A 15345-nucleotide genomic window follows, 5' to 3' on the forward strand; every position below is an offset into this window, starting at 1 on the left:
TTGTATGGCGAAGCCTATTACAACAATAAAAAAAGAAACATTCACGGAAGAACAGCTAAAAGAACAAAAGCTGGAAAATTTAAAACAGCTGCTTGCTGAAAATGAGGATACTGTCAATCAACTTTTTACGATAATGACGGAATTACATGATATTGGTGCTTTAGAAGCGGCAAATAAGTTATTAGAAGCGAAAGAAGAAGTAGCCCATATTGCATTAGGTCAAATGACACGTAAACCTGTAACAAATATTATTAATAATTTAATGGGCGTTGCAGGGGCTTTAACGGAATTGAATCCAGAGACAACAGCCAAACTCATCGATAGTGTGAATACAGGTTTAGTAGAAGCAAATAAAGCTGTTGATACAGCTGAAAAAATAAGTATATTTCGCTTAGCTAAGCTACTAAAAGACCCAGATGTTAACCGTGCTATGAATTTTGGCATTCACTTCTTAAAAGGTCTTGGCAAAGGCTTGAAAAATGACTAATTATCTAGAAATCCCTGTGTTTGCAGGGATTTCTCTTTATGAATAGCCCACTTTTTTTAAAATATCCATAAAATAAAAACGATACGTGTTTTGCACAAAGCTTTCTAATGGTAAGCCAACATTTACTTGATACTTCGTAAAAATAAAATAAAAGCGTTTATCCCATTTTAAACGTAAATATTCCCCTGCCTCCTCACCATATTTCTCCGTAAATTCCATGATTAAAGGCTCAATCATATCAGCGCAATGAGCTTTTAAATGAGCAAGTGCGTCGATATCCTTATCCCTTTGAAAACGTATGATCCACTCTGTTAATTGTTCATCCATTTATGCGAACCTTCCTTATTAATAAGCGATTTTTTGAAAATATCGATAAACATGTTCAAGCTTTTTCTGCTGCTTTCCTTTATTACTTTCCATCGAGCCGAATTCAAAAAACTTCACTCGCTTCATACCTACAAAACTGAATAAGGCTCTTTTCATTAATATTTTATGTGCATTGTGTAGCCATAGTAAAGGATAATGTGTTGGACCTTTCATCGTGGAAACACAAACAACGGATTTTCCTTTCAATAATCCTTCAGGCAGTAAGCCTTTTTTATCTCGATAAGCAAAATTGGCTGCAAATAGCTGGTCAATATAACCGAGTAACATCGCTGGCGGTCTCCCCCACCAAATCGGATACACGAAGACAATTTTATCTGCCCATATCAGTTGCTCACGATATTTTTCCATTTGAGGGTCACGATACATATCACGACGACGCTTCTGCTCATGAAACACTAATCTCGGGTCAAATTGCTCCTCATATAAATCAAGGACTTGAATATTATCAATAGCTGGGTTTTCTTGACATCCTTTAATAACTTGCTGTAAAAAAGCATAGTTTAAGCTTTGATGATTTGGATACGTATACACAATCAATGTATTCATACAAGCGCCTCCATTACTTATCATTTGATAACAAAATAATACAGCTCACTTACATAGTTGTCAAATGATAATTGTTTTTAGATAAGTTGTTTGGTATCTTGACAAGTAAGAGGTGAAATTATATGGACAAACATGATTTATTTCAGCAATTCGTAGCTTTTACTACGACTTTACATGAAATGACACATACGTTAACACAACATGTAAAGCTCGATCAAATTACCACACTACAATATAAAATTTTAGAATATATTCAAGTAAGTCAAGCTGTGACAGCAACGGAAATTAGTGATTGTCTGCATATGTCCCTTCCAAATACAAGTCGTGAATTACGGAAATTACAAGAGAAAAAGCTGATTGACAAAATAGGTGACCCAGAGGACCGACGCAAGCAAGTGATTCGCCTAACACCTACTGGACAAAAGCTGATGGATGAGGCATTTAGCTGTATTGAAGAGCAGTTTTTACAGTTCATACAACATGCATCTCCACAAGATGTAGCTGCTATCTCTCAAGCGTTAACCGTACTAGAGCAACATTTTTTCTCTGCCCGAAAGTATTGAGATTGGCTTAGACAAGCTTTTTTTGATATGCTTATACTTGGTTTCAAAAAAACGTGTCCTGCAAACACGAATAAGGTGGAATATGCGTGATGAATTACAGAGTTTTATTGTATTATTTTTACACAACAATCGAGGATCCAACAGCCTTTGCTGAACAGCATTTACAGCAGTGCAAGGAGCTTGAGCTGAAAGGACGTATTTTAGTTGCGACAGAAGGGATTAATGGTACTGTTTCAGGTACAATTGAAGCAACAGCCGCTTATATGGACCTACTGAAAAACGACCCACGATTTGATGGTATTGTTTTCAAAATGGATGAGGCAGAGGGTCACACATTTAAAAAAATGCATGTCCGACCACGCCCTGAATTAGTCAATTTAAGCTTAGAGGATGATATAAATCCCCATGAAATAACAGGTGAGTATTTATCACCGACTCAATTTTTAGAGCAAATGCAGCTTGACGATACAGTCGTATTAGATGTGCGTAATACGTATGAATATGATGTGGGGCATTTCCGTGGAGCGATTCGCCCAGATGTGAAGAATTTCCGTGATACACCACAATGGGTGCTTGAAAATCGCGAAATGTTTGAAGGAAAACGTGTCTTAACTTATTGTACAGGTGGCATACGATGTGAAAAATTTTCTGGTTGGTTAAAACGAGAAGGCTTTGACAATGTAGGGCAATTGCACGGTGGTGTTGCTAGTTATAGTAAAGACCCTGAAGCAAAAGGCCAGCTATGGGACGGGCAAATGTATGTATTCGATGAACGTTTAACTGTACCGATTAACCAAGTTGAGCATATCGTAGTAGGACAAGACCATTTCGATGGCACGCCTTGCGAACGCTATATTAACTGTGCCAACCCAGAATGTAACAAACAGATTTTAACCTCAGAAGAAAATGAAGCAAAACATTTAGGTGGCTGTACGATAGAATGCACAAAGCATGAACGCAATCGCTATATCGTTAGACACGGCTTAACAGATGAGCAAGTACAGCAAGCAATCGCTAAGCTAGAGCAAGCATAAAATTCTTAACGTGAAACGGGTGAATTCGAGCTGTTTTCGGGCGAACTTCCATACAAAAAACGCAAGCCTCTATTGCCAAAGAGACTTGCGTTTTTCTAATCTATTATTTCGTAAAATCAATTTTTTTCTTTACTAAATAAATCGTCACACCGCCAACTGTCATAGACAACAATTCGCCAACACCAACTGTAAACCAAGTTGCCCAAAACGGTAGATCATAAAGTAATGTTAATTGTCCTGCAACAGTAAACATAGAAAATGCAAAAATCAAAGCTGTAACAATCATTTTCGCTATATCGTTTTTCATATTTTTTGTTATACTGCGACAAAGTAATAGCACCAAAAATGTCGCGATACCGCCAATTGGCACATCTAATAGCCAAGTAGGGGACATAAAGTTTGCCAGTACAACGCCAGCTGTAACCGCTACTACATAACGCTTATGATATAAAGCGAGATAGTTGAACATTTCCGATAATCGTAGCTGTACTGCACCAAAGCTAATAACGGATAAGATGACTGTGACAGCTACATAAAGCGCAGCCACCAATGCCGTTTTCGCAAGCTCACTTGCTGAAATACGGGGTGATTCTTTTACAATCGATGTATTCACTTGTATTCTCCTTTGTAAAATAGCTTTCACACTATTTTAGTAATAACTACGACCAAAGGATGAGAGCAAATTGCCCTGTCTGAAGTGCCGTAGTGTAGACCTTCTATGCCTACCCAAGCATTATAGCAAAAAAGCTTCCTGCTATACAAGACTATTTTGCCAACCAACCGCCATCAATTGGCATCACAGTTCCATGTATATAATCAGCTGCTTGACTCGCTAAATAAAGTGTTAAATTAGCTACCTCTATTGGTTGTGCCCAGCGACCTGCGGGTGTTTCATCAGCCACCCATTTAGCCATTGCACCATCGCCTACAAAATCGGCTCGATTCATCGGTGTTTGAATAGCTCCTGGGGCAATCGCATTAGCACGAATACCTACCCGACAATAATCTAAATCTAACTGTTTCGTATAGCCAACAATGGCATGTTTGGAAGCTGTATAAGCTGCTCCACCTCCACCTGCAACAAGCCCTGCAATGGAAGCCATATTAATAATAACACCTGCCTGACGTGCCACCATGGAAGGCAAAATGGCATTCGTTACAAGAAAGGTTCCTTTGACATTCGTATCCATAATTTGATTCCATAATGCCTCATCTGTCTCCAGTGTTTTCGCAAAGCCATCTAAAATACCTGCTGTATTGAGTAAAATATCAATGTGCTGAAAGTTTGCCATCGCCTGCTGTACTGCTTGTTCGACATCCGCTAATGAAGCGACATTCCCTACATAATAAGCAAAACGCTGCGGGTATTGTTGCTGTAATGATTGTAAGCCTTGCTCTTCTCGGTCCATGCCAAATACTTGTGCACCATTTGCTAAAAAAGCGAGTGCTTGTGCCTGTCCTATACCAGAGGCTGCTCCTGTCACAAAAATGGTCTTGTTTTGATATTCTTCAAACTTCATCTATGTTCACCTCATCAAAAAAGTCTGTCCAATGGCTGAACAGACTTCATTGTCTTATTTTACAAGTACCCAATCTTCCGCTAATACATCGCAAACCGTTGGAGAGAACATTGTGTAGCCTTCCCCCTGTACATTAATTAAGAAATAAGGATTTAATGTTTCACCATCAAATGTACTTTGCCCAACCAATTTCACATATAACTCAGCGCCACCCCAACCTGCACGAATGACTTTTTCTCCTGCTTTGATATGCGGTAATATTTCTTCAAATGTCATATTTATAGATTCTCCTTTATTTGATTGGAATATGCACAATCGCCGTTGTAACAGATGATTTTGAGGAATGGATGTCAATGCGTCCATCATATTTATGTACAATCTCTTTCACAATGAATAAGCCTTGTCCTCGAACTTTCCCCTGCTCTGCTCTTTTAGTCGAAAAACCTTTTTTAAAGATCATATCGACATTGGCAATTGTTGGACCTGTATTCGTCACTTCAAATTCATAGTGGGTATCATGTGCGCAGCAACGAATCGTAATCTTTCGTTGTTCCTCTGGCAGCTCACTTGTCGCATCCATCGCATTGTCAATTAAATTAGATAGAACTTTAATTAAGTCCGTTGTTTTGATTTTGCTAAAATCATTTTGCATGATGGTAAATTCCATATCAATATGATGATTTTGCGCTGTTAATTTTTTGGTTTGCAATAAAATCGATAGTCCTGGATTATCAATATTCAATTTTAATGACTTAATCGCTTGCACTTCTTTGGACAATGAAAATAAATATTGTTGTGCCTGTTCAGGTCGATCTAATTGTAAAAATCCATTAATCACTTGGATATGATTAATAAAATCATGTCGTAAAGAGGTGATAGACGTAATTAAAGCTTTAATTTCCGTTTGATATGTATCCTCTGTCACTTCTACTTCCTTCGCCATTTCTTTTTGGTACCATCTTTGCAGTAAAAGAAACGAGGCAATCACAATGATAATAAAAACACCATTAAAAATAAAGATAAAGAAATTGTCTGCAATGACCTTGCCTTTAATGCCATTGAGCATATCAACACTAATGTCTACCCCAAGATAACCGATAATTTGCCCATCTTTATTTTTAATAGGTGCACCGACAGAAAGATAATCGCCATATTTCTCATCCTTCAATACCTCAGTAACAAATGTCTCACCTTCATAAGCCTGTTTCACTTGCTTAGCAGGTACAGTAGCTGTTTCACCAATATCAAAGCCCTTCGAAATACTGCGAGGCATTCCGATAATGAGTGCTTTCATGACCTCTGGATTTTCCACTTTTAATGTATATACATATAATGCGCCTATTTTAATTCTAGCATCATTTAAATATTCACGTATCCGCCAATATTCTTCATTTCTTTCAGGTTCTTGTAAAAATCGTTGATACGTATCCACATCAAATGTATCTGCAATGGATTTGGCTGCCTCTATCGTTTGATTCGCAATGGCCTCCTCTACAGTCTTTTTAATTTTCACATAGGAAGTAAAAATATTTAAACTTGTAAATAACACTGATAATAAAATAGATAGTAGTAATATTAGTCGTATTTTCCTATTTTTCATATAATTCGGTATTTCCTCATCTCTTCAATGGCAACGATTTCATGTATATTTTTTAATGTAGAAATGCTAAGAAGCCACTATTTATATTAAAAATCATCATTAATACTACTATCATACTACAATTTTGTTGATTTGTTATCGTTGTTTTCAATATATTTACTCACTAATGTGATGAATACCCATCCTATGACTTTTCTCACAGTTCAATTATTTTGTCTATACAGTTGTTCAATATAGGTCTTGACGTTTTCACCATATGCTGGTACAGAGGTATGAAGTATTGTTGCAACGGTGTTGGATGTAGCTATAAATAATGCCATCGCTTGCGTCAACGCATGCCATGTCGCCTCTACTGATGACAAATGATATGTTTTTACAAATGTTTCATGCTCCTGTGTCGTTAAAAACGCAGGCAGATATTTATAGCGTTTTCCCACACTTACACTAAACTGCGTCTCAAACCCTACTCGCCATGCTAACATCCGCAATAGCTCTTCTCGAACAATTTTCTCGAACAAATCATTTGCATACAACAGCTCCTGTCGACAAAGCCCTTTGACCACATTTGTAGCACTCAGCCAAAATTCATTGTAACAATCTTCAAAAAAGCGAACTGTGGGCTGTTTTATATGATAATGGCAATCTGTCGGCACTGCCATTGGAGGGCAACGACGATCCTTATCTAGCAAAATTTCTAGTAAGCCATCTCCCGCTAAATACAAGGATAGCTCCTCCAATGGAATTAACGTCAAATCAATTCTTGAATGATCTGTAAATAACATTAAATACGAAAACCAATTGCCTAGCTCTGGAGGGAATAGAGCCATATTTTCAGGCGTTTGCATCATGAGACGCTCACCTAAAAAATCAAGCCATTGGACATCCTGCAAAAAAGATGTCATATCTGTCACGACAAACGACACATCATAATCCTGAAAATGATCTGGTGGTACATTAGGATTTGTACGTGAACCTTCTAGCCCTACGATACGAACACGTTCATCGCTCATTGCAAAATCAAATAAATAATCAATTGGACGAATCGATTGTTGCATGATATTGTGCTTTTCCATTACTTATAGCCTTTCTCTTTATTTTTGTTGAAGCATGATAAAACTAATATGTCTTCCCGCTTGCTTATCTTGTCTATACGAAAAGCCCTCTGCACTTGTGTATGTGCAAGTAGTATCCATTTGAATTTGCTGTGCTGGAATCCCAGCCAGCTCACATTGACGTTTAACCGTTTGCTGATTATCAATATGATATTTATTCGTTTTTTCATTATATACGATAAAATCATCTGCATAGCCTAAACGATGAAATTGCTCATAGACATCCCCATCTACTTCAAAACATTGCTGACTCAATGCCATCCCTATATGCACATGAAAATCTTGTGGCTGACAATGCTCCTGCTCCATTAAATGCTGCAACAGCTTACTCGTAATTTCTCGCACTGTGCCTTGCCAACCAGAGTGCACAACACCCACTAACCCTTTGACTTCATTATAAAAAATGACAGGCACACAATCCGCTGTAAAGCCACATAAGAGCACGTTCGGCTCCAATGTGTACAACGCATCTGTATTCGCAATGGCTGTTTCCATCTGCATAGCCCCTCGCCCTGCATCTTCATGTGTTACACAGTGAAAATTAGCACTATGTGTTTGCTGCATACAAACAAATTGCTCTAGTGGTATTCCTAACATGGAAGCAAGTTGTTGACGATTTTCGATGATATGCGCTTGATTTGTACATATATGCAATGCCATATTATTATACTCTGGCGCATGCTCATCCTTTAATGTCGTACCTGCTATAATATGTGGTGGTCCTTCATAAAACGTTACCTTCACTCTATCACCCTTCCAGCATGGACTTTTATTCCTTTAAAGTAACTTAAATTGCTTCACATATTGATTAAGGTTTTCTGCCATTTTAGCCAATTGACCTGAGCTATTTGTAATTTCCTCCATTGTACTCGATGTTTGCTGAATTGTCGCAGATGTTTGTTGCACACCTGCAGCCGATTCTTCAGAAATAGCAGCAATTTCATCTACAGCTTTATTAATATAGGTGGAGTTTTCTACAATTTGCCCCAAATTGCCTGATACAGTAGCAATATTTTCGACCATCGCCGTAATAGCACCTTCAATATCCATAAAGGTAGTACTTGTTTCAGCGATTTGCATTGTGCCATTCTTCACTTCGCCATAACTTGATTGTAAAGCATTGGATACGTTAGAGGCTTCGCCCACAATTTGCTCAACAATTCTTGAAATATCCACAACTGACAACGAAACTTGCTCCGCTAGTTTACGTACTTCATCCGCTACGACAGCAAAGCCTTTGCCTTGCTCTCCTGCACGTGCCGCTTCAATAGCTGCATTTAAAGCTAATAAATTCGTTTGATCAGCAATGGAATGAATAACTGCTACTAATTTCGAAATTTCCTGCGTTTTATCATTCAGACCTTCTACACGAATAACTGCCTCATGTACAATCCCATCAATTTTTGTCATTTGCTGTGTCGATGTTTCCATTAATGTACGACCTGTATCTGTTAGCTGAAGCACATTATCTGAATTCTTGGCAACTTCTCCACCATTATGACTCGCCTCATGTACACGCAATACAAAATCGCCCATATGGCTTGCTAAATCACTTGCATGGCTCGCTTGCGATTCTGCACCTTCTGCAATTTCATGCATTGTCACCGCCACTTGCCCTGTACCTGTTTTCACTTCATTAGCAGATTGAGATAACTCCTCACTATGTGCTGCTACTTCATTTGAAATATCTTGAATTTGTTGTAGCATATCTTTTAATTTACTACTCATTGTATTTGTCGCTTCAGTTAATTGTCCAATCTCATCTCGTGATTGAATAGTCAGGTTTTCTTCACTTAAATCACCATCTGCAATTTGCTGTACGCGCTTGGAAATGCGTCGAATTGGACTTGAAATAGCTGTCGCACTATAGAAAGCCATGCTTAATGCAAGAATGATTAACAGAATCACTGTCCCAACAGTAATAATATTGTTATTACGCAAATCTTTCACTAAACTTTCCCCAGTTTTATTGACTGATTTTTCACGCTCAAGTGCCATTGTTTCAAAGTTTTCCTGAATTGCTCGTGCATCCCGATCCTTCGTCACCAAATAAATCATTGCTGTATTTTTATCGCCAGCTTCATACGTTGGTAATACTTTTTCTTCAATATATTGATTCCATTCATTGGATTTGGCAATATAGGTTGCTAATTCCTCTGATTTAGAAAGTTTTAACGCTTTTTCTTCTTCCTTAATCGCAACATCTTTATAAAGTTGGTATTTTTCCTTGTGTAATGGTTCGCCTGTTAAAATATAGCCACGTACAGCTGCCATTTTGACAGACATAGCATTCGCTAAATGTTGATTGATGCTAGAAATCGCTAATTCCTCATGCACCATCTCTTCCAATTCTTTTTTCATTTGATTACTCGTGTAAACCGTATAGCTACTTTGTATTATTATCCCTATTAATATGATGGAAAATATAAATAAAATTTTTCCTCGTATCGTTTTCAAACGCATACCCATTCCCCCTAAAATAAGATTGCTTCTTCAACATTTTGCTAAAGCGTAGCATGTTTTCTGTATCATGACGCATGTTATCTACTTTTATTAATTAATATAACAAAACAGCTAAAATTCGACAATATCCGACTTTCTCGTCATTTTAACGCTGTAAACAAATCAAAACCCGAACTTTCCACATAACACACATCGCATGTTTTGTGATGGTTCGGGCTTTTTCTTAATCAGATTGGACTGATGAAAATTTTTGCTCATGCTGTAGAAGCCATTCTTTACGCCAAATGCCTCCACCATAGCCTGTTAATGTACCATTTGCACCAATGACACGATGGCATGGCACAATAATTGTCAACTCATTTTTATTATTAGCCCCCCCTACCGCACGTACCGCTTTCTCATTATTAATAAGCTGTGCAATGTCCTTATAAGAAGCCGTTTGACCATAGGCGACAGTTGTTAATGCCTGCCAAACTTTTTGCTGAAAAGCCGTTCCAGCTCCTTCAAAGCAATAGGGTACAGTGAATACTTGACGTTCACCAAGAAAATATTCATGAATTTGCTGATAACAATCGAGTAAAACTTGTGGTGTATCCTCTTGGGCTACATACACAATGTGCTCTCGCTCAACAAAAATGAGTGCATAAATCTCTGTATCTGAAGAAACTAATTCTAAAATACCAAGAGGAGATTGATAATCGAGTCTATATTGTGCTGTCATAAAGTGACCTCCATATATAAAAAGTAGCATTGTCTTCGTTAAATGTCCGTTTATTATTATTGTAGCTTTATTTAGCCTACATTAACAGCCATTATTCCTCTCAGCCTTGTGCCGAATGTTAAATAAATTTAACATTCGATTGCTATATTAATTGTATATTTCGTATTAGAATGTATTAATAATAAAAAAATAGGAGCTATCTCTATGCATAGAAATCATCTGATAAAAAATAACTTACTTATCTGTCTTTTTATTTTATTATTATTCTGTCTCCTCATCATGCCAAGCTTTTCTGTACGAGCTACAGAACAATCTGATGCCATTGTACTTGGGAAACATTACGACATTTTACGCGATTCATCCAAAACCATTACAATCGAAGGCATAATTAACGGTACACATGCTGATGCATTTACCGCTAGCGAAGAAGACTATTTACTATTTTGGCATACAGATGATACGATTTGGCTCAGATTATCCACTGAAAATTTGCTACAAAAAGAGCAAAAATATTGGATTGAAGTGATTGATAAACTGGACAAAATTGAAATGTTTTTCGTCAAACAGGATGGCTCTTACCATGTAGAAAAGAGGGGTATTGCCAATCTTTCCACACAAAAAATCCAATTCCGCTCCAATTTATTTTCCATAACAGATCCATCAATCAAAGAAATATACATAAAGCTAGACGGTGGCTTACCACTTAGCATGATTTCTTATTTATATACAGAGGATGGCTTTATTAATAAAGTCATTAGCTATAAGTATTTTTCAGGTATTTTTTATGGATTTCTATTTGCACTGCTTATTTATAATTTATTTTTGTATTTCTCCTTAAAAGAAAGAGCCTACTTCTATTACGTTTTATATACTTTTAGTTTTATTTTGTACCAAGCAACGATGAACTCTTTAGATATTGAACTAGCAGGACAGCTATTCCCTAAATGGTTTTTCATGAAATCATTGGTGATCAGTGTTGATTTTTTATTGCTGTGTATGCTGTTATTTTCCATGGAATTTCTTGAATTAAAAAAATATTTACCTCGCTTTTATCAAGTAAGTAAATTATTAATAGGCGTTATTTTTGTATCCTTTATTGTCGCTTTATTTGTTTCGAGCGTTGAAGCCGTTAATGATTTTGCTACAGTGCTATCGATCTTTGTTCTCAGCTTTTTATGGCTATCGGGTCTACTTGTTTGGCTCAAAGGGCATAAAATGGCACGGTTTTATATGATTGGTTGGACTGTGTTACTTAGCTCTGTCATTATCCAAGCGTTAAGTTTTTTAAGTATCATTCCGTTCCATCCCAATATTTTCGAGCATATCCCTGCTATTGGTGCTATGTTTGAATCCATCTTATTATCACTAGCATTAGCAGATAAAATTAATTTAATTAAACAAGAGCACCATACCATGCAAAAAACATTAAACGATATGCTTGAATCAAAAGTACAAGCACGCACACAGCAACTGGAGCAGGCCAAAATGGAGCTTGAAAAGTTAGCTAATACAGACCGACTTACGCAAATTGCCAATCGAGTACGTTTAGATACAATTTTAGAACAGCAATTTGAATTAGCCATCCAGCATCATACACCCTTTTCAATCATTTTATTAGACATTGATAATTTTAAGGCTGTCAATGATGAATTTGGTCATCAAATTGGGGATACCGTGTTAATAGAGGTGGCCAAGCTTTTAACAAATGTGATTCGTACACAAGATACAGTTGGTAGATGGGGTGGCGAGGAATTTTTAGTGATTTGTCCACAAACCTCACTAGAAGAAGCGTTACAGCTTGCTGAGAAACTTCGTCAACAGCTAGGAAATCATGTGTTTCCTGTTGTCCAGCACAAAACAAGTAGCTTTGGTGTCACATGCTATCAGGAAAAGGATACACTGCATACGCTGTTATCAAGATGTGATGTAGCACTCTATCAAGCCAAAAAGAATGGCAGAAATCGAGTGGAGTTTAGACAAGAGCAGCAGTTATCTTAGCTCATATAAAAGACTAAGTACCCTAGATGTAGTGGATACTTAGTCTTTTTAACTATTTATTTTTTCCAAGCATTTAATTCTTTCAATAGCTCAGGTAACTGTACTTTTTTAATGTCAATTTGAGGTAAGGCTTTTAAAAATTCCTTACCGTAGGATTTCGTCGTAATGCGGCGATCTAAAATAATAAATGCACCTTTGTCTTGCGATGAACGAATTAATCGACCAAACCCTTGCTGGAAGCGCATAATCGCCTCTGGTAATGATAATTCACTAAAGGAATTGCGACCTTGTGCGGTTACATATTTAGCACGTGCTTTAAAAACGGGCTCTTCTGGAGAAGAAAATGGCAATCTTACAACAATAACAGCCGCTAGTGCATCCCCTGGTACATCTACACCTTCCCAAAAGCTATTTGTGCCAAATAACACGGCATGGCTAAATTTTTGAAACGATTTTAAAATACGCATACGACTTCCACCTGTTACGCCTTGTGCAAATAGCATATAATCATCCAGTAGCTCACTATCTTGAATAAGCTCTACTGTTTTCCGTAGCATATCCTGTGAAGTAAATAATACAAAGCAACGCCCCTCTGTCATACGCACGGTACGTGTAATGGCATAGGCGACCGCTTCAATGTATTCCTCCTGTGTCACCTGCTGAATTTCAGGCATATCTGTCACAATAAATGCCTTAGCTCCTGCATAGTAAGTAGCTGGTGCATGGAGCTTACTTACAGGCACTGTATCTGCAATACCTAACTGCCTTGTCATAAAATGTGCATTATTCGGTACGGTCAATGTACCAGATGTCCAGACAATACTCGCTTGCTCACGTAATGGTGCCACTACCTGGTCAATAATGGCTGTCACATTCACAGGCTTTTTAAAAACTTGTAAACTGCCTGGTAAACTACGCATATCAAATTCTAGCCATATGGAATGGTCTGTCGTGACAGATAAGAAAATATCCTCCCACTCCACAATTTTTAGTTGAAGCTCTCGAATCCAATAATACCAATTAGCTACAATATACTGCTCATGCAATGTTAGCTGTTCTACGCTGTTCTCAAAATCCTTTCCTATAGCAACTGCTGCATCCAACCATTGTTGTGCTCGTTTAGTGACAAGGAAAAAAGGGTCTTTGGCTAATGACAATTCCTCTAAAAATAAGCTATTTTTGCTTGTAGATGGCTTCTTTTTATAGCGCTGAACATGATTAATTATTTGCTGGATTGCCATATCAAACGCACGCTGTAGCCGTAGCCACTGGGCATCAAGCTGTTGAAAGCGCTGCATGGAAACACGCTGCTGTTTTTGTGCTACTTGACAAAACTGTTGACATAACGATGTTTCCTCTAATGTCCCCATCTGCCCAAAAATATATTTCCACTGTGTATAGGAAAAAATCATTTCATTTTGCTGCATGGCTGCCTGTACAAATTGATGGGCTTCATCAATAATCCAGCCAGCCACCTCAGTAAAAATAGGTGTTTGACGTACAGCGTCACTCAGTACCATTGCATGGTTCGTCACAATACAGTCAGCGTGAATACTTTTTTGTAATGCTTGCTGGTAAAAATCAAAGCTCTTGGCAGGTGTATCATTAGGCATTTTACGAATTCTTTCTAAAAAGAGTTGCCCGCCTCCTGATACATTTAATTCACTTAATACACCTGTTTCTGTTTTCGTTAACCATACTAAGATTTGAAGGATTGTTAATGTATCATCATAGGATTCATCCGCATAAGCCATGCATTGTTCAAAGCGGGCTACATCTATATAGTGTTGCATCCCTTTCAATACAGCGACCTGAATGTTGATACCAAGCATTTGTTCAACTTTTGGTAAATCTTCCTCCACAAGCTGTTCTTGTAAATGCGCTGTATATGTACTAATCGCCACTTTCTTCTGGAACTTGCGAGCATAGTAAATCGCTGGCAATAAATAGCCTACTGTTTTACCAATACCTGTTGAAGCCTCGATAACACATTCCTTTTTCTCCTGTAAGGCCTGCCATATAGTATCCATCATCGTAAATTGTGCTGGTCGCTCTTCAAAATGAGGCATTGCAGCAGACATCAATTTGGTTTTCTCTTCGGTTGTTTGTGGGTAAATCATCATATGCTCTTGCTGTACAGCTTGTTGTGGACACGTATGAATCGCCAAATTTTTATAATAGACTAGTTGCTCATTCTCAACGACTTGCTGCCTTCTCATTTGTAATGCTTCAAAAAACAACTGAGATAAGTTCGATTTTAATTGGAATGATCGTTTATGCATTTGCTCAAGTGTTAGTTGTGGCAAGTGAAGTAGCTCCTGCCAACAGCGTTTAAAAAGCTCTGCTGTTGCACGTGCATCATCATCCGCACGATGCGCATTTGCAAGTGCAATGTTTAAATCTGCTGCTAAATCCCCTAATTTAAAACTGAAAGCTGTTGGAAACACAATTTTAGCCAATTCTACTGTATCCATTTTTTTACCGTGCCATTTAGGTAAGCCTGCCCGCTTTAGCTCTGCTTGTAAAAAGGAGAGGTCAAAATCCGCATTATGCGCTACAAAGATACAATCCTCCAATAACTCATAAATAAGCTCAGCATAGGCTTCAAATGGTAAAGCATCTTTCACATCTTCATCTGTAATATGTGTTAAATCTTGAATAAAGGGAGGAATCTCTTTACCTGGATGAATAAATTTTGTAAAGGTACGCTCCACCTGCCAATCCTGCATAATAACAATAGCAATTTGAATCATTCGGTCACCATTTGCTGGTGCATGTCCTGTTGTCTCCAAATCTACAATGGCATATTTTTGACTTTCTAACATATAACTCAACTCACAGTTCACATTTGATAGAAGCATTTTATCATATATTTTAGCTCTTCGTCATGAAGCAACCATAAAAGAAAGAAGTA

15 protein-coding genes are annotated in these 15345 nt (G+C 37.6%); 4 read left to right on the forward strand and 11 right to left on the reverse strand.

Annotated features, from left to right (window positions below; all coding sequences use genetic code 11):
* Positions 1–4 precede the first annotated feature (4 nt).
* Positions 5–487, forward strand: coding sequence for a helical membrane plugin domain-containing protein (locus OPF91_RS00760; RefSeq protein WP_264986759.1), 483 nt, complete (start codon positions 5–7; stop codon positions 485–487).
* A 36-nt stretch (positions 488–523) separates the two neighbouring features.
* On the opposite strand, the gene OPF91_RS00765 is transcribed toward OPF91_RS00760, so the two are convergent.
* Positions 524–814 (reverse strand): hypothetical protein, encoded by a 291-nt coding sequence (locus OPF91_RS00765; RefSeq protein ID WP_264986760.1) that lies wholly within the window; start codon positions 812–814, stop codon positions 524–526.
* An 18-nt stretch (positions 815–832) separates the two neighbouring features.
* Positions 833–1420: an NAD(P)H-dependent oxidoreductase gene (locus OPF91_RS00770; protein ID WP_264986761.1), complete on the reverse strand. Its 588-nt coding sequence runs from the start codon at positions 1418–1420 to the stop codon at positions 833–835.
* Positions 1421–1542: 122 nt separating this feature from the next.
* Between OPF91_RS00770 and OPF91_RS00775 the strand changes: the two genes are divergently transcribed.
* Positions 1543–1983 (forward strand): MarR family winged helix-turn-helix transcriptional regulator, encoded by a 441-nt coding sequence (locus OPF91_RS00775; protein ID WP_264986762.1) that lies wholly within the window; start codon positions 1543–1545, stop codon positions 1981–1983.
* Positions 1984–2072: 89 nt separating this feature from the next.
* Positions 2073–3017, forward strand: a complete 945-nt coding sequence (trhO, locus tag OPF91_RS00780) for an oxygen-dependent tRNA uridine(34) hydroxylase TrhO (RefSeq protein WP_264986763.1) — start codon at positions 2073–2075, stop codon at positions 3015–3017.
* Positions 3018–3120: 103 nt separating this feature from the next.
* Here trhO and OPF91_RS00785 read toward each other — a convergent pair whose 3' ends face one another.
* The 8 genes from OPF91_RS00785 to OPF91_RS00820 form a co-directional block, all read right to left on the reverse strand.
* Entirely contained in the window at positions 3121–3630 is a 510-nt protein-coding gene (locus OPF91_RS00785; protein WP_264986765.1) for a QueT transporter family protein, read from the reverse strand.
* Between the two features lie 151 nt (positions 3631–3781).
* Complete coding sequence (locus OPF91_RS00790; protein ID WP_264986766.1) at positions 3782–4537, reverse strand: 3-oxoacyl-ACP reductase; 756 nt, start codon at positions 4535–4537, stop codon at positions 3782–3784.
* Positions 4538–4591: 54 nt separating this feature from the next.
* Positions 4592–4813 (reverse strand): DUF2829 domain-containing protein, encoded by a 222-nt coding sequence (locus OPF91_RS00795; protein ID WP_264986767.1) that lies wholly within the window; start codon positions 4811–4813, stop codon positions 4592–4594.
* A 16-nt stretch (positions 4814–4829) separates the two neighbouring features.
* Positions 4830–6137 (reverse strand): ATP-binding protein, encoded by a 1308-nt coding sequence (locus OPF91_RS00800; RefSeq protein WP_264986768.1) that lies wholly within the window; start codon positions 6135–6137, stop codon positions 4830–4832.
* Between the two features lie 203 nt (positions 6138–6340).
* Positions 6341–7210, reverse strand: coding sequence for an aminoglycoside 6-adenylyltransferase (locus OPF91_RS00805; protein WP_264986769.1), 870 nt, complete (start codon positions 7208–7210; stop codon positions 6341–6343).
* Positions 7211–7228: 18 nt separating this feature from the next.
* Complete coding sequence (gene pgeF, locus OPF91_RS00810) at positions 7229–7993, reverse strand: peptidoglycan editing factor PgeF (RefSeq protein ID WP_264986770.1); 765 nt, start codon at positions 7991–7993, stop codon at positions 7229–7231.
* Between the two features lie 33 nt (positions 7994–8026).
* The gene (locus OPF91_RS00815; protein ID WP_264986771.1) at positions 8027–9712 is read right to left on the reverse strand and encodes a methyl-accepting chemotaxis protein; all 1686 of its coding nucleotides are present in this window, start codon (positions 9710–9712) and stop codon (positions 8027–8029) included.
* Between the two features lie 223 nt (positions 9713–9935).
* On the reverse strand, positions 9936–10433 hold the full coding sequence (locus OPF91_RS00820) for a methylated-DNA--[protein]-cysteine S-methyltransferase (RefSeq protein WP_264986772.1): 498 nt from the start codon (positions 10431–10433) through the stop codon (positions 9936–9938).
* Positions 10434–10637: 204 nt separating this feature from the next.
* On the opposite strand from OPF91_RS00820, the gene OPF91_RS00825 reads away from it, so the two are divergent.
* Positions 10638–12431 carry a sensor domain-containing diguanylate cyclase gene (locus OPF91_RS00825; RefSeq protein WP_264986773.1) on the forward strand — a complete coding sequence of 598 codons (1794 nt, stop codon included), beginning with the start codon at positions 10638–10640 and terminating at the stop codon, positions 12429–12431.
* Positions 12432–12487: 56 nt separating this feature from the next.
* On the opposite strand, the gene dinG is transcribed toward OPF91_RS00825, so the two are convergent.
* Positions 12488–15256, reverse strand: a complete 2769-nt coding sequence (gene dinG / locus OPF91_RS00830) for an ATP-dependent DNA helicase DinG (protein WP_264986774.1) — start codon at positions 15254–15256, stop codon at positions 12488–12490.
* Between the last annotated feature and the right edge of the window lie 89 nt (positions 15257–15345).

Source organism: Lysinibacillus piscis, assembly GCF_026012395.1.
Taxonomy (GTDB): Bacteria; Bacillota; Bacilli; order Bacillales_A; family Planococcaceae; genus Lysinibacillus; species Lysinibacillus piscis.